The 22,127-nt window shown below is 73.2% G+C and carries 27 protein-coding genes and 1 pseudogene; 17 read left to right on the top strand and 11 right to left on the bottom strand.

The genetic code is table 11. From position 1 onward, the window contains the following. Nucleotides 1–43: 43 nt before the first annotated feature. From CXR44_RS27785 to CXR44_RS27795, 3 genes are read right to left on the bottom strand one after another with little or no spacing between them, the layout of a single operon-like run. Nucleotides 44–505: a DUF6069 family protein gene (locus CXR44_RS27785; protein ID WP_101789077.1), complete on the bottom strand. Its 462-nt coding sequence runs from the start codon at nucleotides 503–505 to the stop codon at nucleotides 44–46. Further along, entirely contained in the window at nucleotides 502–975 is a 474-nt protein-coding gene (locus CXR44_RS27790) for an SRPBCC family protein (RefSeq protein ID WP_101789078.1), read from the bottom strand. Before CXR44_RS27790 ends, CXR44_RS27785 begins: the two co-directional genes overlap by 4 nt. Next, on the bottom strand, nucleotides 972–1,331 hold the full coding sequence (locus tag CXR44_RS27795; RefSeq protein WP_101789079.1) for an ArsR/SmtB family transcription factor: 360 nt from the start codon (nucleotides 1,329–1,331) through the stop codon (nucleotides 972–974). The genes CXR44_RS27790 and CXR44_RS27795 overlap by 4 nt, the downstream gene beginning before the upstream one ends. 136 nt (nucleotides 1,332–1,467) lie before the next feature. On the opposite strand from CXR44_RS27795, the gene CXR44_RS27800 reads away from it, so the two are divergent. Then, complete coding sequence (locus CXR44_RS27800; protein WP_144070098.1) at nucleotides 1,468–2,481, top strand: WD40 repeat domain-containing protein; 1,014 nt, start codon at nucleotides 1,468–1,470, stop codon at nucleotides 2,479–2,481. A 19-nt stretch (nucleotides 2,482–2,500) separates the two neighbouring features. Here the strand turns inward: CXR44_RS27800 and CXR44_RS27805 are convergent. The 5 genes and pseudogenes from CXR44_RS27805 to CXR44_RS27825 all read right to left on the bottom strand — a co-directional run. Then, nucleotides 2,501–2,779 (bottom strand): annotated as a pseudogene (locus CXR44_RS27805) (IS30 family transposase); the annotation flags it as partial. Between the two features lie 89 nt (nucleotides 2,780–2,868). Then, nucleotides 2,869–3,897, bottom strand: a complete 1,029-nt coding sequence (locus tag CXR44_RS27810; protein ID WP_101789082.1) for a methyltransferase — start codon at nucleotides 3,895–3,897, stop codon at nucleotides 2,869–2,871. Between the two features lie 41 nt (nucleotides 3,898–3,938). Further along, on the bottom strand, nucleotides 3,939–5,144 hold the full coding sequence (locus CXR44_RS27815; RefSeq protein WP_101789083.1) for a cytochrome P450 family protein: 1,206 nt from the start codon (nucleotides 5,142–5,144) through the stop codon (nucleotides 3,939–3,941). A 40-nt stretch (nucleotides 5,145–5,184) separates the two neighbouring features. Beyond that, on the bottom strand, nucleotides 5,185–5,658 hold the full coding sequence (locus CXR44_RS27820; protein WP_101789084.1) for a pyridoxamine 5'-phosphate oxidase family protein: 474 nt from the start codon (nucleotides 5,656–5,658) through the stop codon (nucleotides 5,185–5,187). 19 nt (nucleotides 5,659–5,677) lie between these two features. Then, the gene (locus CXR44_RS27825) at nucleotides 5,678–6,136 is read right to left on the bottom strand and encodes an anthrone oxygenase family protein (RefSeq protein ID WP_245899455.1); all 459 of its coding nucleotides are present in this window, start codon (nucleotides 6,134–6,136) and stop codon (nucleotides 5,678–5,680) included. A gap of 193 nt (nucleotides 6,137–6,329) precedes the next feature. Between CXR44_RS27825 and CXR44_RS27830 the strand changes: the two genes are divergently transcribed. From CXR44_RS27830 to CXR44_RS27885, 13 genes are read left to right on the top strand one after another with little or no spacing between them, the layout of a single operon-like run. Then, on the top strand, nucleotides 6,330–6,755 hold the full coding sequence (locus CXR44_RS27830) for a cupin domain-containing protein (RefSeq protein ID WP_101789085.1): 426 nt from the start codon (nucleotides 6,330–6,332) through the stop codon (nucleotides 6,753–6,755). Continuing rightward, nucleotides 6,752–8,023, top strand: coding sequence for a beta-ketoacyl-[acyl-carrier-protein] synthase family protein (locus tag CXR44_RS27835; RefSeq protein WP_101789086.1), 1,272 nt, complete (start codon nucleotides 6,752–6,754; stop codon nucleotides 8,021–8,023). The genes CXR44_RS27830 and CXR44_RS27835 overlap by 4 nt, the downstream gene beginning before the upstream one ends. Further along, nucleotides 8,020–9,288, top strand: a complete 1,269-nt coding sequence (locus CXR44_RS27840) for a ketosynthase chain-length factor (RefSeq protein WP_101789087.1) — start codon at nucleotides 8,020–8,022, stop codon at nucleotides 9,286–9,288. The genes CXR44_RS27835 and CXR44_RS27840 overlap by 4 nt, the downstream gene beginning before the upstream one ends. After that, nucleotides 9,285–9,536, top strand: a complete 252-nt coding sequence (locus tag CXR44_RS27845) for an acyl carrier protein (RefSeq protein WP_101789088.1) — start codon at nucleotides 9,285–9,287, stop codon at nucleotides 9,534–9,536. Before CXR44_RS27840 ends, CXR44_RS27845 begins: the two co-directional genes overlap by 4 nt. 2 nt (nucleotides 9,537–9,538) lie before the next feature. Then, nucleotides 9,539–10,003 (top strand): SRPBCC family protein, encoded by a 465-nt coding sequence (locus CXR44_RS27850; protein WP_101789089.1) that lies wholly within the window; start codon nucleotides 9,539–9,541, stop codon nucleotides 10,001–10,003. After that, the gene (locus tag CXR44_RS27855; RefSeq protein ID WP_101789090.1) at nucleotides 10,000–10,461 is read left to right on the top strand and encodes an anthrone oxygenase family protein; all 462 of its coding nucleotides are present in this window, start codon (nucleotides 10,000–10,002) and stop codon (nucleotides 10,459–10,461) included. Before CXR44_RS27850 ends, CXR44_RS27855 begins: the two co-directional genes overlap by 4 nt. A 38-nt stretch (nucleotides 10,462–10,499) precedes the next feature. Then, a complete protein-coding gene (locus tag CXR44_RS27860) occupies nucleotides 10,500–11,237 on the top strand; it encodes an SDR family NAD(P)-dependent oxidoreductase (RefSeq protein WP_101789091.1) in 738 nt (245 codons plus the stop codon). A 1-nt stretch (nucleotide 11,238) separates the two neighbouring features. Continuing rightward, nucleotides 11,239–11,571, top strand: coding sequence for an antibiotic biosynthesis monooxygenase family protein (locus tag CXR44_RS27865; RefSeq protein ID WP_101789092.1), 333 nt, complete (start codon nucleotides 11,239–11,241; stop codon nucleotides 11,569–11,571). Then, a complete protein-coding gene (locus CXR44_RS27870; protein ID WP_101789093.1) occupies nucleotides 11,568–11,876 on the top strand; it encodes an antibiotic biosynthesis monooxygenase family protein in 309 nt (102 codons plus the stop codon). Before CXR44_RS27865 ends, CXR44_RS27870 begins: the two co-directional genes overlap by 4 nt. After that, complete coding sequence (locus CXR44_RS39695; RefSeq protein WP_180903730.1) at nucleotides 11,854–12,012, top strand: hypothetical protein; 159 nt, start codon at nucleotides 11,854–11,856, stop codon at nucleotides 12,010–12,012. The genes CXR44_RS27870 and CXR44_RS39695 overlap by 23 nt, the downstream gene beginning before the upstream one ends. Next, nucleotides 12,009–13,685 carry an acetyl-CoA carboxylase carboxyltransferase subunit alpha gene (locus CXR44_RS27875; RefSeq protein ID WP_245899457.1) on the top strand — a complete coding sequence of 559 codons (1,677 nt, stop codon included), beginning with the start codon at nucleotides 12,009–12,011 and terminating at the stop codon, nucleotides 13,683–13,685. Before CXR44_RS39695 ends, CXR44_RS27875 begins: the two co-directional genes overlap by 4 nt. A gap of 38 nt (nucleotides 13,686–13,723) precedes the next feature. Next, nucleotides 13,724–14,242: an acetyl-CoA carboxylase biotin carboxyl carrier protein gene (gene accB, locus CXR44_RS27880; protein WP_245899459.1), complete on the top strand. Its 519-nt coding sequence runs from the start codon at nucleotides 13,724–13,726 to the stop codon at nucleotides 14,240–14,242. Further along, nucleotides 14,239–15,645: an acetyl-CoA carboxylase biotin carboxylase subunit gene (locus CXR44_RS27885; RefSeq protein WP_245899461.1), complete on the top strand. Its 1,407-nt coding sequence runs from the start codon at nucleotides 14,239–14,241 to the stop codon at nucleotides 15,643–15,645. The genes accB and CXR44_RS27885 overlap by 4 nt, the downstream gene beginning before the upstream one ends. Before the next feature lie 129 nt (nucleotides 15,646–15,774). Here CXR44_RS27885 and CXR44_RS27890 read toward each other — a convergent pair whose 3' ends face one another. Together CXR44_RS27890 and CXR44_RS27895 are read right to left on the bottom strand one after the other, a co-directional pair. Next, entirely contained in the window at nucleotides 15,775–16,542 is a 768-nt protein-coding gene (locus CXR44_RS27890) for an AfsR/SARP family transcriptional regulator (protein WP_101789094.1), read from the bottom strand. A 183-nt stretch (nucleotides 16,543–16,725) separates the two neighbouring features. Then, entirely contained in the window at nucleotides 16,726–18,261 is a 1,536-nt protein-coding gene (locus tag CXR44_RS27895) for a peptide MFS transporter (protein WP_180903731.1), read from the bottom strand. Between the two features lie 180 nt (nucleotides 18,262–18,441). Between CXR44_RS27895 and CXR44_RS27900 the strand changes: the two genes are divergently transcribed. Continuing rightward, nucleotides 18,442–18,777, top strand: a complete 336-nt coding sequence (locus tag CXR44_RS27900; RefSeq protein ID WP_101789096.1) for a TcmI family type II polyketide cyclase — start codon at nucleotides 18,442–18,444, stop codon at nucleotides 18,775–18,777. A 47-nt stretch (nucleotides 18,778–18,824) separates the two neighbouring features. Next, a complete protein-coding gene (locus tag CXR44_RS27905; protein WP_245899463.1) occupies nucleotides 18,825–19,847 on the top strand; it encodes a class I SAM-dependent methyltransferase in 1,023 nt (340 codons plus the stop codon). On the opposite strand, the gene CXR44_RS27910 is transcribed toward CXR44_RS27905, so the two are convergent. Continuing rightward, nucleotides 19,777–21,066, bottom strand: a complete 1,290-nt coding sequence (locus CXR44_RS27910; RefSeq protein WP_101789098.1) for a glycosyltransferase — start codon at nucleotides 21,064–21,066, stop codon at nucleotides 19,777–19,779. The genes CXR44_RS27905 and CXR44_RS27910 overlap by 71 nt on opposite strands. A 361-nt stretch (nucleotides 21,067–21,427) precedes the next feature. Between CXR44_RS27910 and CXR44_RS27915 the strand changes: the two genes are divergently transcribed. Beyond that, on the top strand, nucleotides 21,428–22,087 hold the full coding sequence (locus tag CXR44_RS27915; protein ID WP_101789099.1) for a DedA family protein: 660 nt from the start codon (nucleotides 21,428–21,430) through the stop codon (nucleotides 22,085–22,087). The last annotated feature ends 40 nt before the right edge of the window (nucleotides 22,088–22,127 follow it).

A 22,127-nucleotide genomic window follows, 5' to 3' on the forward strand; every position in this document is an offset into this window, starting at 1 on the left:
CAGGCACGTGGCCGAGGGGCGGAGCGTCGCGCGGCCTTCGTCCCTACTCCGGCGCGGCTGTGGGTGACCCGCCGGCGCGGTGGGCGCGCAGGGCCAGAAGGCCGGTGATCGTCACGGGGACGAGGGCGACATGGCACAGCGCCAGCGTGACCGTGCCGGCGTCGTTGAGGTCGGCGGGGATGGTCATGACCGGGATGGTCAGGAGGGCGAGCGCCGGGGCCACGGCCATCGCCACGAGGACCACCCCACGCCAGAAGCGTGACAGCAGCGCCACCAGCGTCATCCCGATGAGCAGGGGCACGGAGGTGAAGCCGGCGAGGGTGGCCGCATCCACCTCGGCCGGCCCGCCCGCGGCGGTGAAGCGGAAGTCGCCGCCGAGGGCGCGCCCCACCGCGTAGACGGAGAGGTTGATGACCAGTGCGGCGGCCATGGTGGCGGCGACGATGACGGCGGTCCGGCCGCGAGGCCGCGCCGCGGGCGGGCCGGCGGCGCGGCCCGGCGTCATGACGGCCGCCCCGCGCGGCGCAGGTACGCCTCGATCCGGTCGAGGGCCCCCGGCCAGACCTCCTTGGTGAAGAAGTCGCGGACCTCGGGCGCGGGGAAGCCGCTCTGCACGACCGTGAGCAGGGTGCCGCCCTCGTGCTCCTCGAAGGTGACCACGACGGTGGTGGCCATGCTCCCGCCGTCGGGAGCGCTGCCGACGGACTCGGTGACCAGGCGGCGCGGACGGTCGATCTCCACGAAGGTCTGCGTCTCGCGGAACAGGTTGTCGGGGTCAGGTCCCCAGACCGCCGTCTGCCGGCCTCCGACGCGCAGGTCGACGTCGATCTCGACGACGCCGGGCTGCTCGTCGAGGATGCTGAACCAGATCTTCTGCTTCTCGGCGTCGGTGTAGGCGTCGAAGACCTCCTCGGGGGTCGCGGGCAGCACGCGGGTCGTGCGTAGCTGGATGGTGCCGGTGTCGTCCGGTGTCATCGCTCGGTGTCCTTCCCGGTGTCCGTCTCAGGGGCGTTCCTGAGCGTGAAGTAGGCGTCGAGGCCGTCGAGCCGGCGCTCCCACAGGCGCTGGTAGAACGCGATCCACGACATGGCGTCCTCCAGGCGCTCGGCCCCCAGCCGGCACTGCCGTGACCGGCCGACCTTCTCCGTCGTGACCAGTCCGGCGCTCTCCAGGACGTGCACGTGCTTCTTCATGCCGGTGAGCGACATGCCGAAGGGTTCGGCCAGCTCGCCGATCGAGGCGGGACCCTGACCGAGCCGGACGAGTATCTGCCGCCGGGTCCCGTCCGAGAGGGCGGCGAACGTGCGGTCGAGAACCTCTTGCTGAACCATGTGGTTCACTATAGGACGCTGAACCGATAGGTGCAACAACAGTCGTCACCGCTGTCGAGTGACGGCCTCCTCGGGCCGTCAGTGAATCAATCCGGTTCTGGATCGGTCAGAGGCTGTTTCCCCTACGGTGTCGATCATGACAGCCCTCTCCGTGATCCGATCCGCCATGATCCCCTCGACCGGCCCGATCGAGGACTTCGACCTCGTCAGGCTGGACGGACGTCCGCTCCTCGTCTGTGTCGACACTGTCAACGACGTGTTCCTGTGGGACCCGTCCGAGGATCGGTGGAGCAGGCACCGGCTGGACATGCCGTTCCCCAAGGACAGTGGGATAGACGCCATCGAGGTGCTGGCGATCGGAGCCGTCGCCCACAACGGCCGGATCGTGGTCGGTGGGGGCGCGGACCATCAGCCGTTCGCTCAATGGGACCTGGAGAGCGGCGCGGTGCGGGTCTTCGTGGACGAGTCGCATGCCGGTCTCGGAAGGTCGCTGGGGATGGAGCTGGACGGGCGCCCGATGCTCGTCGGCGGCGACAGCAGCACGAGCCCTCGCGTTCGCGTGTACGACGTCGAACGGCGCGAGCTGTACGCGGAGCTGTGCGACCACCATTTCGACGGTCTCGGCGGCCTGACCTCGGGGATGCTGAAGGACAGGCCGGTGCTGGTGTCGGGCAGTTGGGACGGCAGCGCCGCGATATGGGACCTGCGGGAAAAGCGGAGCCTCGTCGGGTTCAGCCGCTATGCCGGCGGCTTGCAGGGGGTGGGGCTCGTATCGGTCGGCGGACGGTCCCATGTGGTGGCGGCCGGCCGCGACGAGGTCGTGCTCGGCGACCCCGAGACGGGCGAATGGGGCGAGCCGCTCACCTGGCCGGACGACATCGCCGAGCTGATCGCGAAGGACGAGTTCGACGACTTCATCACCTGCATGGACGCAGGGCTCGTGGACGGACGCCCGCTTGCGGTGACGGGCACCGGAGAGGGACGGCTCTACGTGTGGGACCTGGAGGACGGCATCGTGCTCGGCGAGCCGCTCGCCGAGCACGATGGCGAGGTGTCCGCTCTCCGCCTCACCGAGATCGACGACCGCCCCGCCGTGATCACGGCGGGGCGGGACGGGCGCCTGCTCATGTGGAGCCTCGATTCCGTCTGAGAACGTGGGGCCAGCCTGGGGTCTCGTGGCATGCACGCGTCTCCGCCCGCTCGGGGAAGGTCCGGCGCAGGCTCTGGACGATCTGCTCCGGGCTTCAGCGCTTGTGCAGGTGCTCGCAGATGTAGGCCCGTAACTCGAGGTTCTGCCCGATCTTGCCACGCACGTCGGGGGGCGCCGCCGATGTGATCGATGGCGCCCCCACGTGCTTGCGCACGAGCCGCGAGTATGCCGCCCGCTCACGGGACAGAGCCCTGCGGCCCCGAGCGCGTTCCCGGCCCTCCCGAGTCTCGAAGTCCATGGCATCCCCTCATCTGGGACGTTGCGACGACCACGAGAAGAGGAACGGGGGAGTCGGGCCCTTGCCTGGAGACGTGTGCGGAGAGACGGTCAGAGGGGCTTGTTGGCCACCAGCAGAGTGGTGATCTCGTTCAGGGCGACCGGCGCCTCGACCGTGAACCCGGCCTCCGTCAGCCACCCCGTGCCCTCGGCCACCGTGTACTCCGACGACCCGCTGATCATGGCCATGTTGAGGCTCATCAGCAGGTTGAAGACGCCCTCGCGCCGCTCGTCGTCGATCATGCTGTCGTAGACGAGCAGCGTGCCGCCCGGCGGCAGGTGGTCGAAGGCCCGGCCCACGAGCTCGCGGCGGCGCTCGTCGCTCCAGTCGTGCAGGACGTGACCGAAGATGTACACCTGCGTGTCGGGCAGCGGGTCGGTGAAGAAGCTGCCCGCCTGGTAGGCGACCCGGTCGCGCAGGTCGGTGCCGCCGCCGAGCTCGCCGGCCAGCTCGTCGAAGAACGGCTCCAGCGGCGGCAGGTCGAAGGTGACGCCGCGCAGGTGCGGATGGGCGGCGGCGAGCCGCATGGTGAGCATCCCGCGGCAGCCGCCGAGGTCGGCGAAGGACTTCACCTCGTCCCAGCGGTACTTCTCGGCCAGCGGGCGGGCCAGCAGCACCGCGTAGCCGTCCATCGCCTCGGTGAAGGCGCGGGCCCGGCGCGGGTCGGCGTACAGCTCGGCGGTGAAGTCCCCCTTGTCGGAGAACTTCTGCGCCAGGTTCTCGCCCGAGCGCAGGAACGCGCTGAGCGTCCCCCACGCCGGGTAGAGCCGCCGCTGGTTGAAGGCCAGGAACCCGCCGATGTACTCGGGCGCCGCCGGGTCGAGGTGGGCCGCGGCGAGCGGCGCGGCCCGGTAGGTGGAGCCGTCGCGGGCCAGCAGGTCCATGGCGACGAGGGCGTCCAGGTAGTCGTGGGTCAGCGCCGGGTGCAGGCCGAACTCGCGCTGGATCTGCGCGGCGTCGGCCGGCTCCCGTGACAGGCGGGCGAACAGCCCCAGCTCGATCCCGGCGAACAGGGCCTGCGCCTGGAAGAACCCGGTCGCCGTCCTGATGATGGGCAGTGCGCTATCCGGAACGGACATGCGGTTTCCTTTCTGGGGCGGAAGCGGATCGGGGGAGCGGGTCACCGGTCGAACCGCACCGGGAGCGCCCGCAGGGACCGGGAGAAGAAGTCGCGGTGCCACCGGACGTCCTCGGGGGCGCAGTCGAGGGTCAGGCCGGGGAAGCGCCTCAGCACGGCGTTGATGGCCACCTGCGCCTCCAGCCGCGCCAGCGGGGCGCCCAGGCAGTGGTGCAGCCCGTAGCTGAAGGCCAGGTGCGGGTTGGGGTCGCGGGTGATGTCCAGCCGGTGCGGGTCGGGGAAGACCGCGGGATCGCGGTTGACCGAATGGACGGGCACGATGATCAGGGAGCCGGCCGGGATCGTGGTCCCGCCGATCTCGATGTCGTCCGTCGCGTGCCCCTCGATCAGCCCGAGCGAGCTCTCGTAGCGCAGGAACTCCTCCACGGCCGAGTCGATCAGCTCGGGCCGCGCGGCGAGCAGGGCGAGCTGGTCGCGGTTGACGAGCAGGGCGTGCAGCCCGTTCGTGATCAGGTTCACGGTGGTGAGGAAGCCCGCGAAGATGAGCAGCATCACCGTCGCGACGAGCTCCTTCTCGGTGAGCCTGTTCTCGCCGTCGCGCGCCTCGATCAGCCCGTGGATCAGGTCGTCGCCCGAGGTCAGCCGCTTGCGCTCGATGAGCTTGCGCACGTACTCGCCGAGGGCGGCCTGCCGCTCGCGGAAGCGCTGCACGGGGCTGCCCTCGTAGCTCTCCTCCATGAAGAAGAAGACCGTCTTCTCCCGCAGGTAGGGCAGGTCCTCCGGCGGCAGGCCGAGCAGCTCCCCGATGACCATCATCGGCAGGGGGAAGGCGAACTCCTCCATGAGGTCCGCCCGGCCCTTCTTCTCGAGCTCGTCGAGGATCCGGTCGGTGAACTCCTGCACCCGGGGCCGCAGCAGTTCGGTGCGGCGGTGGGTGAACGCCTTCTGCACCAGCTTGCGCAGCCGGGTGTGCTCCGGCGGGTCGGTGCTGACCATGTTGTTGGCGAACGAGCTCTCCCGCTCGCCGTCCTCGGCCCCGTGGTCGGAGTGGTGCACGGCCTTGCTGAAACGCGGGTCGATGAGCAGCGGCCGGGCGTCCTCGTAGTGCGGGACGAACCACGCCGTCAGCCCGATGGGGGTCCGCAGGCGGTGCACCCGCCCGGCCGCCCGCAGCCGCTCGTAGAAGGGGTAGGGGTCGGTCAGGGCCGAGTCGGGGATGCTGTCCAGTGGCAGGGTCGTGTCCGTCATCTGCTTCCTCGGGGGTCGTGCCGGCGATCGTGCTCCGTCATCAGGCGAGCCAGTGGCCGTGGTCCATCACCGTCCTGCCGGGGATCTCACCCCGATGCCGCCACGCGAGCACGGTCCGGGGAGTCAGGAACAGGTAGACGCAGCCGGGCACCCGCGAGGGGTTGACGGGCAGCTCGGCCAGGACGGCGGGAGCGTCGGCGGGCAGCTTGTCGTGCGGGACGATCGTCACGGGGCCGTCGACGAGCACCACGTCCACCGGGCTGCCGAGGGCTGCGCGCGCCCGGCCGTCCGCGCGCAGGTTGCGGACGGTCTTGTTGCCGCCGTGGGTGGCCATCACCAGGCGCGTCCCGTCCCACACGCACGCCAGCGGGATCAGGTGCGCGCCGGAGGGGCCGGACGTCGCCAGCCAGGTGTGCCTGTCGGCCGCGAGCCGCTGCAGCACGTCGGCCTTGCGCTGGGCCGTGTCGCGGGCGGGCGGCAGGCCGACCCCCCGTTCGGCGCCGGTCACGGACATCGTCTCTCCTCTCCTTCGGTCAGCCGGCCGCGACGGCCGCCGCCGCGTTTCCCACCAGCGCGAGAACGGCGAATGTCGTACGCAGCAGATTCCATTTGCCCCAGATTCCTCTTGGGTCCTCCCAGTCGGCCGGAATGGCGTCGGGATCGAGCGACTTGACGCGCCGGTTGATGGGCACGTTCCGGGTCTGGGACACCACTCCGACACCGGCCAGGAAAATCGCGGAAGTCGCGTGGAGAAAACGGGCCGTGGCATTCTCGGACAGCGCGAAGAGGATGACGTCCAGCACCAGTGACGTGCTCACGATGATCGGCATCATCGGGTCGTAGGCACGGCCGAGGAGCTTGTGCGCCGCCACGTAGCGGTCCGGTGTCATGGCCTGCAACGCAGGCCAGACCCCTACCGCGTGGGTGAACAGCACGCCGGCCGCGATCCCGCTGCTGACCAGCACGACGGCGGTGAGAATGTGGGCAATCACGTGTGCCGCTCCTTGTCTCGGTCACCGCACGGAGTATCGCGGCGGCGGCTTGAGACGGACTCGAATGTAGCTGGGGCACGTTCTTCGCGGCCTTTTCGCCATCGGGCTTCAAGCGTGATTCGAGGTCGCTTCGAGGAGGGGCGGTGATGATGACGCCCGGCGGAGGAATCCGCTTCGAGAGGAGATCTTTCAAATGGCGACAGCACGATCGAAGGTCAGTGCCGGCGACATCACGCCCAACCGGCGGCGCGGTGGTGACATTCGCGTCCTGCTCGGCCCCGCCACCGTGGGATCGACCTCCGGGTTCATGGGGGTGCTGACCCTTGAGCCGGGCGAGTTCGTGTCCGAGCACTACCACCCGTACTCGGAGGAGTTCCTGTATCTCGTCCGCGGGGAGCTCACGGTGCGGCTGGACGGCGAGCCCGTCGCCCTGGCCGCCGGCGACGCGCTCATGGTCCCCGTCGACGTCCGGCACCGGGTCGAGAACACCGGCACGGAGCAGGCTCAGGCCGTGTTCCAGCTCGGCCCGCTGGCGCCGCGGCCGGACCTCGGCCACGTCGACACCGAGCCGCTGCCCAACGCCGCGGAGCCGTCCCTCAGCGTGGGGGACGGCAGATGACGCACCGTCGGGTGGCCGTCACCGGCATCGGGGTCGTCGCCCCGGGCGGGACGGGCCGCAAGGCGTTCTGGGAGCTGCTGACCGCGGGCCGGACGGCGACGCGAGCCGTCTCGCTGTTCGACGCCGGCGGGTTCAGGTCCCGCATCGCGGCCGAGTGCGACTTCGACCCGGCGGCGGAGGGCCTCGGCGCCCGCGAGATCCGCCGGATGGACCGGGCCGCGCAGTTCGCCGTCGTGTGCGCGCGCGAGGCGCTCGCCGACAGCGGCCTCGAACTGCCGGACGTCGAGCCGTCCCGCGTCGGCGTGACGCTGGGCAGCGCGGTCGGCTGCACCATGAGCCTGGAGGAGGAGTACTCCGTGGTGAGCGACGCGGGCCGCGACTGGCTCGTCGACCACTCCTACGGCGTCCCCCACCTGTACGGGCACCTGGTGCCGAGCTCGCTGGCCGCAGAGGTGGCGTGGACGTGCGGCGCCGAGGGCCAGGTGACGCTGATCTCGACCGGCTGCACCTCGGGCCTGGACGCCGTCGGCTACGGCGCCCGGCTGATCGCGGAGGGGACGGCGGACGTCGTCCTGGCCGGCGCGACCGACGCGCCGATCTCCCCGATCACGGTGGCGTGCTTCGACGCGATCAAGGCCACCTCGCCCCGCAACGACGAGCCGGCCCGCGCCTCGCGTCCGTTCGACCGGGACCGCAACGGGTTCGTGCTCGGCGAGGGGGCGGCGGTGTTCGTCCTGGAGGACCTGGAGCGCGCCCGGCGCCGCGACGCCCACGTCTACTGCGAGGTCGCGGGGTACGCCACGCGCGGCAACGCCTACCACATGACCGGGCTGAAGCCGGACGGGCGCGAGATGGCCGAGGCGATCCGCGTGGCGCTGGACGCCGCGCGGGTGGACCCGGGCGACGTCGACTACATCAACGCCCACGGCTCCGGCACCAAGCAGAACGACCGGCACGAGACGGCCGCGTTCAAGCGCAGCCTCGGCGAGCACGCCTACCGCACCCCGGTCAGCTCCATCAAGTCCATGATCGGGCACTCGCTGGGCGCGATCGGCTCGATCGAGGTGGCCGCCTGCGCCCTGGCGATCGAGCACGGCGTGGTGCCGCCGACGGCCAACCTCGACACGCCCGACCCCGAGTGCGACCTCGACTACGTCCCGCACACGGCGCGCGAACGGCCGATCGACGTGGTGCTCAGCGTGGGCAGCGGCTTCGGCGGGTTCCAGACGGCGACCGTGCTCACCGCTCCCGGCCGGGTGGCGTCGTGAGCGCGGCCGCGGTCGTCACGGGCATCGGCGTCGTCGCACCCACCGGCATGGGCGCCGAGGAACACTGGGCGGCGACGCTGCGCGGCGACGGCGCGATCGGCGAGATCAGCAGGTTCGACGCCTCCTCCTACCCGGTGCGCCTGGCCGGCGAGGTGCGCGACTTCGTCGCGGCCGGGAACGTGCCCGGCAGGCTGATCCCCCAGACGGACCACTGGACGCACATGGCGCTGGTGGCGGCGGACATGGCGCTGGCCGACGCCGGCGTCGTCCCCGCCGACCTGCCCGAGTACGAGATGGGCGTCATCACGGCCAGTTCCTCCGGCGGCGTCGAGTTCGGCCAGCGGGAGATCCAGGAACTGTGGAGCAAGGGACCGCGGCACGTCGGCGCCTACCAGTCGATCGCCTGGTTCTACGCCGCGACCACCGGCCAGATCTCCATCAGGTACGGCATGCGCGGCCCGTGCGGGGTCGTCGTCGCCGAGCAGGCGGGCGCCCTGGAGTCGCTGGCCCAGGCCCGGCGCGTCCTGGACGACGGCGCCCGCCTGGTGGTCAGCGGCGGCACCGACGCCCCGTTCAGCCCGTACGGCCTGACCTGCCAGATGGCCAACGGCCTGCTCAGCACCCGCCGTGACCCGCGGCGGGCGTACCTGCCCTTCGACGCCGACGCCAACGGGTACGTGCCCGGCGAGGGCGGCGCGATCCTCATCGTGGAGGACGCCGACAGCGCCCGGGAGCGCGGCGCCGGCACGTGGTACGGGGTGGTCGCCGGTCACGCGGCCACCTTCGACCCGCCGCCCGGCAGCGGCCGTCCCCGCACCCTGGACCGGGCGATCCGGGGCGCGCTCGCCGACGCCGGCGTGGAGCCGGGCGAGGTGGACGTGGTCTTCGCCGACGCCGCCGGCGTCCCGGAGGCGGACCGGGCCGAGGCGGAGGCGATCGCGGCCGTGTTCGGCGACCACGGCGTGCCCGTCACCGCGCCCAAGACGCTGACCGGCCGGCTGTACGCCGGAGGCCCGGCCCTGGACATCGCCACGGCGCTGCTGGCCATGCGCGACTCGGTGATCCCGCCGACGGCCGGCGTCGCGGCCCCGGCGCCGGGCTGCCGGATCGACCTGGTCACCGGCGAGCCGCGGGCCGGCCGGGTGCGCACCGCGCTGGTCCTCGCCCGGGGCCACGGCGGCTTCAACGCCGCGCTCGTCCTGAAGGAACCGCCCGGCCGGCCCGGCCGGGCCGACCACCCGACCGACGACAGGAGCGACCGATGAAGGACTTCACCCTCGACGACCTGCGCGGCCTCATGCGGGCCAGCGCCGGCGTGGACGAGGCCGTCGACCTGGACGGCGACATCGCCGACGTCCCGTTCACCGAGATGAACTACGACTCGCTGGCCGTGCTGGAGCTCGCCGGCCGGATCGAGCGCGACTGGGAGATCGTCGTCCCCGACGACGTGATCATGGAGCTGAAGACGCCCGCCGAGGTGCTCGGCTACGTCAACCGCCAGAAGGTGGCCTAGCCGTGGCCGGGCACACCGACCGCTCCGTGGTCATCGCCGCCCCGATGGAGCTGGTCTGGGACATGACCAACGACGTCGAGTCGTGGCCGGAGCTGTTCAGCGAGTACGCCAAGGCGGAGATCCTGCACCGCGACGGCGACACCGTGCGGTTCCGCCTGACGATGCACCCCGACGAGGACGGCAACGCCTGGTCGTGGGTGTCGGAGCGGACCGCCGACCCGCGGACCAGGACCGTGCGGGCGCACCGCGTCGAGACCGGCTGGTTCGAGTACATGAACATCCGGTGGGAGTACCGGGACGTGCCCGGCGGCGTGGAGATGCGCTGGACGCAGGACTTCCGGATGAAGCCCGAGTCGCCGGTCGACCTGGAGGCGATGACCCGGCGGATCGACGCCAACTCGCCCGTGCAGATGAACCTGATCAAGGAGAAGGTGGAGCGCGCGGCACGGGAGGCCGGGCGGGGATGACCCAGGTCCTGCTGCCGCTGGCGCTGCTCGCCAACGGGCTCGCCGCCGGCGTGCTGGTGGCGACCGTCCTCGGGGTCGTCCCGTTCTACCGCACGCTCAGCGCCGACCTCTACGTCAGGGCGCACGCCTTCGCCGTGGGCCGCTACGACCCGTTCCAGCCGGCGTGCCTGCTGGTCACCTTCGCCGCCGACGCGGCGATCGTGCTGACGGAGCCGTCGGGGGCCGGCCGGGCGCTGTGCGCGGCGGCCGGCCTCACGGCCGTGTCGGTGGTGGCGGTCTCGCTGACCCGCAACGTCCCGATGAACCGCTGGATCAAGGCGCAGGACCCGCGGGCGATGCCCGCCGGCTGGGACATGGAGGGGTTCCGCAGCCGGTGGGCGCGGTGGAACAGCAGGCGCACCGCGCTGGCGGTGCTCGCCCTCGTCCTGAACGCCGCCGCGGCCGCCGTGCTGCTGTGACCGCCCGCCGACTGTCGAGACACCCATGAGGAGCAACGATGAGTTTTCAGCTGGACGGTAGGAACGCGCTGGTCACCGGCGGGACCCGGGGGATCGGCCGGGCGATCGCGCTCGGCCTGGCGCGGGAGGGATGCAACGTGGTCGCCTGCTACCGGGGCGACGAGCAGGCCGCGCGACGGCTGGAGGCCGAGCTGGAGGGCACGCCGGGCAAGCACCGCGTCGTCCAGGCCGACGTGAGCCGGCCCGGCGACGTGGACCGGCTGCTCGACGAGTGCCGCACCGCCCTGGGCACGCTCGACGTCGTCGTGCACAACGCGGGAGCCGTCAGCCACGTGCCGTTCGCCGAGCTGCAGCCGGACGAGTGGCACCGGGTGATCGACACCAACCTGACCGGCATGTACCTCGTGGTGCGCGGCGCGCTCCCGCTGGCCGCCGAGGGCGCCTCGGTCGTCGTCATCGGCTCCAAGGCGGCCATGGTCGGCGTGCCGCTGCGCGCCCACTACACCGCCTCGAAGGCGGGCGTGCTCGGCCTCGCCCGCACCCTCAGCAAGGAGCTCGGCCCGCGCGGCATCCGGGTCAACGTCGTCGCGCCCGGCATCATCACCACCGACGCCGCGGCGGGCCTCAGCGAGCAGCAGGCGCAGCGCTACCGCTCGATGACGTCGCTCGGCCGGCTGGGCGAGCCGGAGGAGGTCGCCGACGTGGTGCTGTTCCTGGCCAGCGGCCGCTCCCGCTACATGACCGGCGAGACCGTGCACGTCGACGGAGGGATCTGACATGGCAGGCACGAACGCGTTCCGGGTGATGCTGCGGATGCAGATCATCCCCGGCAAGGAGCAGGACTTCGAGCGGGTCTGGTACTCGGTCGCCGACGTGGTCGGCGACAACCCCGCCAACATCGGGCAGTGGCTGCTCCGGAGCGCCGAGGAGGACGGCGTCTACTACATCATGAGCGACTGGGTGGACGAGGAGAGGTTCCGCGCGTTCGAGCGGAGCGAGGAGCACGTCGAGCACCGCAAGAAGCTGCACCCGTACCGGTCGCACGGCACGATGACCACCCTGCACGTCGTCCACGACCTCGGCCGGGAACGCGCGGAGACGCGGCGGTGATCGGCCACGTCCGCGTGCTCGTCCACTACACCGCCCCTGAGCAGGACCAGGAGTCGGTGCTGGAGGCCTACCGGCGGGTCAACGACGGCATGCGCGGGACGCCCGGCCTGCTGAGCAGCCAGCTGCTGCGCTCGGCCCTCGACACGGGCGAGTTCGCGGTCCTCAGCGAGTGGACCGACCTGCCGCGCTTCCGCGCCTGGGAGGAGGGCACCCGGCACAAGCAGCAGACCGCCGCGCTCCGGTCGTACCGCGACGAGGGCCGGGGGAGAGGTTACGGGATCTATGAAGTGGTGGACCAGCTCTGACCGGGCGGCCGGCGTCTCGCCGGTGCGGCGGGTCGCCGGCCTGGTGGGCCGGCATCTGTGGACGGGGCTGCAGAGCATCGGCCGGGTGGGATTCGCCGACCCGTGGCCGACCGACGACAAGGAGGACCCGCGATGACCGTCATGTCCCCACCCGGGGCCGACGTCGCCGCATGGCTCCGCTGCGCGGGCTGCGGGGAGACCGTGTACGGCAAGCGCTTCGCGCGGGAGCTGGGCGTGTGTCCCGGCTGCGGGCTGCACACCCGGCTCACCGCGTGGCAGCGGATCGGGCAGCTCTTCGACGAGGGGTCGCCGGTGCCGGTCGACGCGCCCGCGACCGTGGAGGATCCGCTGGGGTTCACCGACAGCAGGCCGTACACCGGCCGGCTGCGTGAGGCGCGCGACGGCACCGGGCTGGACGAGGCGGTCGTCTGCGTGCGCGGCACCGTCGAGGGCCACGGGCTCGTCGCCGCCGTCATGGACTTCCGCTTCATGGGCGGGAGCCTCGGCGCCGGGGTCGGCGCCCGCATCACCGCGGCGGCCGAGGCTGCGCTGACCGAACGGGTGCCGTTCCTGCTGGTGACGGCGTCGGGCGGGGCGCGCATGCAGGAGGGCGCGCTGTCGCTCATGCAGATGGCCAAGACCGCCCAGGCGCTGGCGGAGCTGGACGAGGCGGGCGTCCTCACGATCGGGGTGCTGACCGACCCGACGTACGGTGGGGTGGCGGCGTCGTTCGCGACCCTGCCCGACGTCATCCTTGCCGAGCCGGGCGCCCACATCGGGTTCGCCGGACCCCGGGTGATCCGGCAGACCATCCGGCAGGAGCTTCCCCCCGGGTTCCAGACGGCGGAGTTCCTGCGCGGCAAGGGGTTCGTCGACGGGGTCGTGCCGCGCTCCGCGCTCCGCCCGGCCATCGCCCGGCTGTGCGCGCTGCAGCGCCCGGCCACCGGCACGGCCGGCCGGTCCGGTCCGGCGGGCCGGCCGTCGCGGCTCGTCCTGCGACCGGAGCGGCTGCCGGAGCGCGACGGCTGGACGGCCGTCCAGCTCGCCCGGCACGCCGACCGGCCCACGACCCTCGACTACGCCGCCTCGGCACTGGAGGACTTCGTCGAGCTGCATGGGGACCGGCTGGGCGGCGACTGCCCCGCCGTCGTCGGCGGCGTCGGGCGGCTGGCGGGCCGGCCGGTCGTGCTCATCGGGCACCAGAAGGGGCACGGCACCCGCGAGCGGGTCGAGCGCAACTTCGGCATGCCGAGCCCGGCCGGCTACCGCAAGGCGGCGCGGCTCATGCGCCTGGCCGCCAAGCTGGGCCACCCCGTGGTCACGCTCATCGACACGCCGGGCGCCCATCCGGGCGTCGAGGCCGAGGAGAACGGCCAGGCGTGGGCGATCGCCGACAACCTGCGGCTGATGTCGGCGCTGCCCGTGCCGGTCGTCGCCGTGGTCACCGGGGAGGGCGGGAGCGGCGGGGCGCTGGCCCTGGCCGTCGCCAACCGGGTGCTGGCCCTGTCCAACGCGGTGTACTCGGTGATCAGCCCCGAGGGGTGCGCGTCCATCCTGTGGAAGAGCCAGGACGCGGCCGACCGGGCGGCCGCCGCGCTGCGGCTCGACGCCCGGGAGCTGCTGCTGCACGGCGTCGTGGACGGCGTGGTCCCCGAACCCGGCGAGGGCGCCCACACCGACCCGGCGGCCACCGCGCGGCTGCTGGCGGCGGCGGTGGCGGAGGCGCTCGACGAGCTCGCCATCCACGATCCGAAGAAGCTGGTGGCCGACCGGCGGCAGCGGTTCCGGCGGTTCGGCTCGCCGCTGTGACGCCGTCAGGTGCGAGGGAGACGAGTGAGGGAGGTCCCGTGGACGACGTGACCGGTGCCGCGTCGCACGCGTTGCTGGGTGAGCTGTGCCGCCGCGCCGTCGAGCTGGTCAACGCCGGCGGCGCCGGGATGCGGCGGGTGCGGCTGCAGTCCGGCGACGCCGTCGTCGAACTGGAGTGGCCCGAGCCAGCGGCGGAGGCCGCGCCGGCCGGGGCGCACCCGGGCCCGGCCCGGCCGCCCGCCGCCCCCGGCCGGACGGTGGACCCGGCCGTGCCCGCCGGCCCGGAGGACGCGGCCGGCGCCGGCACGGCGCACGAGGTGGGCGCGCCGGTGGTGGGCACCTTCTACCGGGCTCCCGAGCCGGGCGCCCCGCCGTTCGTCGCGGTCGGCGACGTCGTGGAGAAGGGACAGCAGGTCGGGATCGTGGAGGCCATGAAGCTGATGAACCCCGTGGAGGCCGACCGGGCCGGCCGCGTGCTCGCCGTCGTCGTCCCGGACGGCACGCACGTCGAGTACGGCCAGACCCTGCTCACCCTCGATCCCGGGGAAGCGCCGTGAACGCGCCCGAGCCGGCCGGGCCCCTGTTCGCCTCGGTCCTCATCGCCAACCGCGGCGAGATCGCGCTGCGGATCGCCCGCACTTGCCGTGAGCTGGGGATCCGCACCGTCATGGTCTACTCCGAGGCCGACCGCGACTCGCCCGCGCTGCGCCTGGCCGACCGGCGCGTGCGGATCGGGCCGGCCGCGGCGCGGCGCAGCTACCTGTACCCGCCGGCCATCCTGGAGGCGGCGCTCGGCGCCGGGGCGGAGGCCGTCCACCCCGGCTACGGGTTCCTGTCCGAGGACGCCGACTTCGCCGAGATGTGCCGGGCGGAGGGGCTGCGCTTCATCGGCCCGCCGCCGGAGGTCATCGCCGCCCTGGGCGACAAGACGCAGGCGCGCGAACTGGCCGCCGCCGCCGGGCTGCCCGTCCTGCCCGGCAGCCCCGGCGCCCTGTCCAGCGGGCAGGCGGCCAAGGACGTCGCGGACGGGATCGGCTACCCGGTCATCATCAAGGCCGCGGCGGGCGGCGGCGGCCGGGGCATGGCCGTGGTCGACGATCCGGCGGACTTCGCGCGGGCGTTCGCCGAGACGCGGGCGAGCGCGCAGGCGGTGTTCGGCGACGCCCGCGTCTACGTGGAGAAGTACGTGCGCGGCGCCCGCCACGTCGAGGTCCAGGTGCTGGCGGACCTGCACGGCAACGTCGTCAGCCTGGGCGAGCGCGACTGCTCGGTGCAGCGGCGCAGGCAGAAACTGATCGAGGAGTCACCCGCCCCCGGTCTCGCGCCCGGGCTGACCGCGGCGATCGGCGAGGCGGCCGTGTCCTGCGCCCGCGCGGCGGGCTACGTGGGAGCCGGCACGTTCGAGTTCCTCGTGGACGGCGCGGGCCGGTTCTTCTTCATCGAGGCCAACTGCCGGATCCAGGTGGAGCACCCGGTGACCGAGATGGTCACCGGCGTGGACCTGGTCAGGGAGCAGCTCCGCGTCGCCGCCGGGCTGCCGCTGGCGGCCGGGGCGGGCGCGGCGGCCCGCGGCGTGTCGATCGAGTGCCGGGTGAACACGGAGGACCCCGGGCGCGGCTTCCTGCCGACGCCCGGCCTGATCGAGGAGTTCGTGCCGCCCGGCGGGCCGTTCACCCGGGTCGACACGCACGGCGTGCCCGGCGTCCGGGTCAGCGCCGACTACGACTCCCTGCTGGCCAAGGTGGTCGTCTGGGCGCCCGACCGGGACCAGGCGATCAGCCGGATGGACCGGGCGCTGGAGGAGTTCCGCGTCTCGGGGCGGGGGGTGTGCACCACGATCGGGTTCCTGCGCGAGGTGCTGGCGCATCCGGACTTCCGCCGGGCGGAGCACGACACCTCGCTGGCCGACGAGATGACGTCCGGACGGCGGCGCACCCTCCAGGGCGCCGCCCGCCCCTGACGTCCGCCCCCGAGGCCCGCCCCTGACGTCCGCCCCCGGGGCCCGGCCCTGAGCTCGTCCCTTGCATCCGCCCCCGATGCCCGCCCCCGATGTCCGCTCCCGGCGTCGCCGGCCGGTCCCGGACGGCGCTCAGCCGCCTCCGGGATGGCCGGCCGTCAGGACCGCCTGCTGGAGGCGCTGCATCTCCACGCTGGGCTCCAGCCCGAGCTCGCTGCGCAGGACGTGGCGCAGGCTGCGATAGACCTCCAGCGCCTCGTGGCGGCGGCTGGCGCGCGACAGCGCCTCCATGAGCTGCAGATGGAACCACTCGTCGAGCTGGTAGAGGGCGGTGAGCTGCTTGAGCTCGCCGATCAGCTCCTGGTAGCGGCCCATCCGCATCTGCGCCTCCACCTTGAGCTTGAGCGCGTGCAGGCGCAGCTCCTCCAGCCGGGTGGCGTAGATGGCCAGCCGCGGGCCGAGGACGACGTCGGCGAGCGCCGAGCCGTGCCAGAGGCCGAGCGCCCGGCGCAGCGCGCCCGAGGCGCGCTCCACCTCGCCGGCCTCCAGGTGCCCGCCGGCCAGGCCGACCAGGTGCTCGAACTCGACGGCGTCGAGGACGCCGTCCTCCAGGGTGATCAGGTAGCCGCCGTGCTTGGTGACGAGCCGGGGCGAGCGGGCCGGGGCCTCGCCACCGCGCGAGAGCAGCTTGCGCAACTGGTAGACGTAGGTCTGCAGCGTCGTCTGGGCGCTGGCGGGCGGGTTCCCCTCCCACAGCTCCTCCATCAGGGCCTCCGCCGGGATGACCTCTCCGGCGGAGGCGAGCAGCAGCGCCAGGACGCTGCGCTGCTTCGGCGCGCTCGGCGTGATCAGCCGTTCACCGTCCCACACCTCGAGAGTGCCCAGCACGTGAAAGTGCATGTCTCCACCTGGTCCTTCGCAGAGTGCCGGTCGTCAATGCCTTGGCCGCGGTTGAGCAGCATTCGTACGCCTGCATTTCTACGCGAAGCACCCATAGCGGGACTGTCGCCTCACTGTCGTCCATCGTGGCAGGTGAGAGGGGCCGGCGACGCGCGGACGAAAGGATCCGGTGCGGACAGGAGATCAGGACGGCCGTTCGGGAGAGGGCGCGGTCGCGCCGGAGATCCCGGACAGCGCGGGCGGGGTCCGCTCCTTGGGCCCGGCGGGCCGCATGACCTCGTCCAGCCGCCGGCGCGACAGCGCGAAGGCCGCGGCGGTGACCAGGGCCAGCGCGGCGAGGGTCAGGTAGTACCAGGGGCGCGGCTCCCCGGAGACCAGCCGGCCGAGCATGCTGCCGAGCCCGCCGCCGACGGCGGCGAACATCCAGTACAGGCCCATGGTGCGGCCGGTGAACGCCGGCGGCGCCAGGTCCACGGCCGCGCTGAGCGCCGTGGGGCCGAGGATCACCTCGCCGGCGGCCAGCGTGAACAGGACGAGCAGCAACCACAACGGCGACACCCGCGTCCCCCCGGCCGCGGCGACGGCGGACCCGGTCATCACCACGAAACCGGCGCCCACGAGACCGTGCCCCATGGCGATCTTGGCCGCCACGCCGAGCCGGCTTCCGCCGCGCAGCCACAGCCACGCGATCACCGGCGCGGTGAGCAGGATGCACAGCGGGATCACCGACTGGAACCAGCTCGCGGGCACCAGCACGTCACCCACCTCCCGGTCCACGTGATCCTGCGCGAACAGGATGAGCGTCGAACCGGCCTGGATGACGAACATCCAGAACAGCGCCGAGGCGAGCAGCACCCAGCGGAACGCCGACAGCCGCCGCAGCCCGCCGTGGTCGAGGCGGGAGCGCCGCCGCAGGACCGTGACGTACACGAACGGCGTGACCAGCGTGGCCGCGCCGACGGCCCCGATCACGTGCGTGACGGCGAAGGTCCCGGCCAGCACGTCGGCCAGCAGGAGGACGCCGGCCGCAGCCGCGACGGCGGCGACCCGGGTCGCCACGGTGCGCAGCTCCCGCGCGGTCGCCGGGTGCGACGCGGTCCGGCCGGTCTCGCCGAAGTGCCGCATGCCCACCGCGTACTGGACGACGCCGAACGTCATGCCGAGTCCGGCGACGCCGAAGCCGAGGTGCCAGTTCACCCGCTCCCCGAGGAACCCGGTCACCAGCGGCGCCAGCAGCGCGCTGACCTGGATGCCGATGTAGAGCAGCGACAGGGCCGCCTCGCGCCGGTCGCTCTCCCGGGGGCCGTAGAAGCGGCCCAGCAGGGCGAGCATGTTCGGTTTCAGCAGGCCGGTGCCCACGGCGATGGCCACCAGCCCGAAGTACGCGGTCACCTGGGCCGGCACGAGCATCAGGTAGTGGCCGGCCGCGATGACGATCCCGCCGTAGAGGGTCGCCCGCTGCTCGCCCAGCAGCCGGTCGCCGACCCAGCCGCCCGGCATGGACAGCGCGAGGAGCAGCCCGACGTACGCGCCGTACAGCGCCACCGCCGTCGGGTGCGGCAGGCCCAGCCCGCCCTCCGCGCGCGGGGCCACGGCGAACAGGATCAGGATCGCCTGCATGCCGAAGAAGCTGAACCGCTCCCACATGTCGGTCAGGAACAGCGTGACGAACCAGCGCGGCCGGGTGCGCGGCCTCGGGGAGGTGGACGGCGGCCTCATGACTCCTCCTGGACGGGTTGACCAGATCATGAAGGCCCCTGCTCGAGCACGGGTGGAACGGCGGTCGAGCTTCCCCGGGCGGCGCCGCTCGAACGCGGCTCAAGCCTCCTGCGAGCACCGCCGTGCAGACTGCGAACGGCCGCCGAACCGGCCGTCACCGACCCGCCGAGGAGGACCCGAATGGAACGAATCCTGGTCGTCGCGCGCATGCGGCCGTCAGCGGAGGCGGAGGTGGCCCGGTTGTTCGCCGAGTCGGACCGCACCGAGCTGCCGCGGCTGGGCGGCGCCGTGAGCCGCAGCCTGTTCTCCTTCCAGGGCCTGTACTTCCAGCTCATGGAGGTGGAGGAGAGCGGCCGGCGGACGATGGAGGCCATCCGCGACCATCCGGAGTTCCTGCGGCTGAGCAAGGAGCTGACCCGCTTCATCGAGCCCTACGACCCGCAGACCTGGCGCTCGCCCCGCGACGCCATGGCCCGGGAGTTCTACCGCTGGGAGGCGGACCAGGCACCCCGGTGACGGCCCAGCGCAACCCCTGCCCGTTACGGCGAAGAGAGACGATCATCATGAAGGACACAGCGGTAAGTCGCGAGTCGTTGCTCGCCATGATGCAGGCGTACAAGACCACGAGCCTTCTCCGGACGGGCGTGTCGATGGGCGTGTTCGACTGCCTCGCCGAAGGTCCCGTCGACGCCGACACGGCCGCCGGCCGGCTCGGCGCCGATCCGCGGGGCACGCGGATCCTGCTCAACGCCCTCGCCGCGATCGGGCTGGTGGAGGAGGACGGCGGCCGGTTCGGCCTGCCCGCCGGAGCGGACCGCCTCCTGGTGAGCAAGAGCCCCGGCTACCTCGGCGACATGGTCCACGTCATGGCCAGCGACTGGGAGTGGGACGCGCTGAAGCGGCTGGACGAGGCGGTCCGGCGCGGCGGGACGGTCATGGACGTGCACGCCGAGACGCCCGGATACGAGTACTGGGAGGACTTCGCCGCCTATGCGGTGGCGGTGGCGCGCCCGACGGCCGAGGTGGCGGCCGACGCGCTGGCCTCCTGGGCGGCCGGGCGCGAGCGGCTCGACGTCCTCGACGTGGCGTGCGGCCACGGCATGTACGGCCTGACCCTCGCCCAGCGCAACCCGCAGGCGCAGGTGTGGGCGCTCGACTGGCCCAACGTGCTCCCGCTGACCGAGCAGCACGCCGAGCGCATGGGGGTCGCCGACCGCCTGCACCGGCTGCCGGGCGACATGTTCGAGGTGCCGCTCGGCGGGCCGTACGACGTGGTGATGGTGACGAACGTCCTGCACCACTTCTCGGAGGAGAAGGCCGGCGAGCTGCTCGCCCGGCTGGCTCCGGCGGTCAAGCCGGACGGCAAGATCGTGCTCGTGGGCTTCACGCTGGGCGACGCCCCACCGGCCGAGGACCCGGCTCCGCACCTGTTCTCGATCCTCATGCTGACGTGGACGTTCGAGGGTGAGGTGCACTCGGTCCCGGCCTACGACCGCATGCTCACCGCGGCGGGCTTCACCAGGGGCCGCCGCTTCGACGTGCCGGGGCTGGCGTTCCGGGTGCTGGTGGCGGACAGGACGTCCTGACGTCCGGGAGGGGGCGCCGGCGCGTCCGGGCCAGGGAGACGTAGATCTCCTCGAACCTCGTCACCGTGCGCACCCGGTCGTGGGTGGCCGCGACGGCGCGGCAGACGCCCCCCATCGCGTCCGACGCCTCCTCCGCGAGCGTCCCGGCCAGCCGGCGGGCCAGGGCGCGGACGTCGCCCGGGGCGTACAGGTGGCCGGTGCGGCCCGGCAGCACCAGCCGGCCGGGCGCGCCGGATCCGGCCGCCACGACGGGCAGGCCGCTGGCGAGCGCCTCCAGCGTCGCGGCGCTCTCGGAGCCGGCGGCGCCCGGTACGGCGAGGACGTCGGCCGCGGCGTAGAGCAGGGGCAGCGTCTCCTCGGGGACGGGATCCAGGACGTGCACCCGGCCGGTCAGGCCGCACCGGCGCGCCAGCCGTTGCAGCCGGGCCCGCCGGGGCCCTCCGCCGACGAGGACGGCCTGGACGTCGAGGCGGCGGCACACGTACGCCAGCGCCCGGATCAGGTCCTCCTGCCTCGCGCGCGCGTCCAGCCGGCCGACCGAAAGGACCGTGGCGCGGTCGGGCAGGCCGAGCAGGCCGCGGGCCCGCGAGCGCGGCTCCTCCGGCGGCCGGAACCGGCTGAGGTCGACGCCGCCCGGCACCGTCTCGACGGGCCTGGCCAGCCCGGCGGCGGCGAGCAGCCGGGCCGCCGCTTCGGTGGGCGCCGTGACGTGGCCGGCGAGGCCGAAGGCCCGGACGGCGTCACGCCACGTCAGGCGGGCGGCCACGGACGTGGGCTCCGGCAGGGGCTCGGCCGAGGCCACCACCGGGACGCCCTGCGCGCGGGCCGCGCCGAGCACCGCGCGGGCCACGGCGGACGCGCCGTGCACGTGGGCCACGTCCGGCGCGATCCGCCCGACCAGCAGCTCGGTCAGCCGCCGGACTGGCCCGGTCAGGAGCGGCGGCAGGGCCGTCCGTCCCGCCCGGGAGCCGGGCAGGGGCACCGAGCGCAGCCGGTACACCATGACGTCGCCCTCCCGCCCGGCCCGCGGCGGCCCGTGCCGGGACCGGCACACCACGTGGACGTCGTGGCCGCGCGCGGCCAGCTCGCCGGGAAGCCCGCGGACGGACAGCGCCGTGCCGCCCACCTCTGGAGGGTAGGCGTCGGCGCCGATGAGCACGCGCAGCGGCTGACCGCCGGCTGCGCCGTCGTCTGCCGCATGGAGAAAGGCCGGGTGCATATCCTCTTCCTTCTGCTCGGAAATACCGAAAAGGAGGTGGATTGGGGGAAATATCCCTGTCGGAGTCGGCTGAGCGGACATCGTCATTCCGGGTGGGGATGTCACCGGGCGGAGCTCCGGCAGCGCCTGCTCCGGATCGTCTCCCACGATCGTGGAACGCGGGAGCCGGCGGCAACGGGGAGGGTCCCTGAGACCGCCCCGGGATTTCCCTGAAGCGACCCTGGAAAAACCGGCGTCGTTCATCCCGGCGGGATATACCTGCCTATGGTGGGGGAGAAATCATCGCGCAGTCCGTGCCGCCTGCTCCGAGAGCATCCGAAACGATGGGAATTCACCTGATGACGTCGTCGCCGTCGCCGGCATGGGCGGTCCCCGGCACGTGACCCGGATCCTCGACTTCCTGAGCGGCCTGCCTCCGATGGTGCTCTGCGCGGCCACCACGCTCTTCATGTGCGTGGAGACCTCGCTGCTCGTCGGGCTGTTCGTCCCCGGCGACGCGGTGGTCCTGCTGGCCGGGTCGGCCGCCGACTCGCCGGCACGCCTCGCCCTCGTCGTCGCGGCCGCCACCGCCGGCTGCCTCGCGGGGGAGACGCTCGGCTACCTGATCGGACGCCGCTTCGGCCCGGCCGTCCGCCGCGGCCGGGTCGGCCGGCGGGTCGGCGCCGTCAACTGGGCGCGGGCCGAGAGCTACCTCGTGCGCCGCGGCGGGCCCGCCGTCTTCGGGTCGCGGTTCGTCACCGTGGTGCACGCCCTGGTCCCCGTCGTCGCCGGGACGCTGGCCATGCCGTACCGGCGGTTCATCGCCTGGGCGGCCCCCGCCGCGCTCGTGTGGTCGTGCCTGTACGCCGGGGCGGGGATGGCCCTCGGCGTCTCCTACCGCGAGTTCGGGTCCGGCCTCGGGGCCTGGAGCTGGCTGGTGCCGCCCGTGATCGTGGGCTGCGTGGTCGGGTTCCGGCTGCTGCTGCGACGCCTCCGCCGCCCGGCGGGCCGCGAGGCGGACCGGCCGCCCGGCTCGGCCTGAACGCCGGGCGCCGCCCGCCACCGGCCCGGGCCTCCTCCCC

The organism is Nonomuraea indica (genome assembly GCF_002850745.1).
GTDB lineage: Bacteria > Actinomycetota > Actinomycetes > Streptosporangiales > Streptosporangiaceae > Nonomuraea > Nonomuraea indica.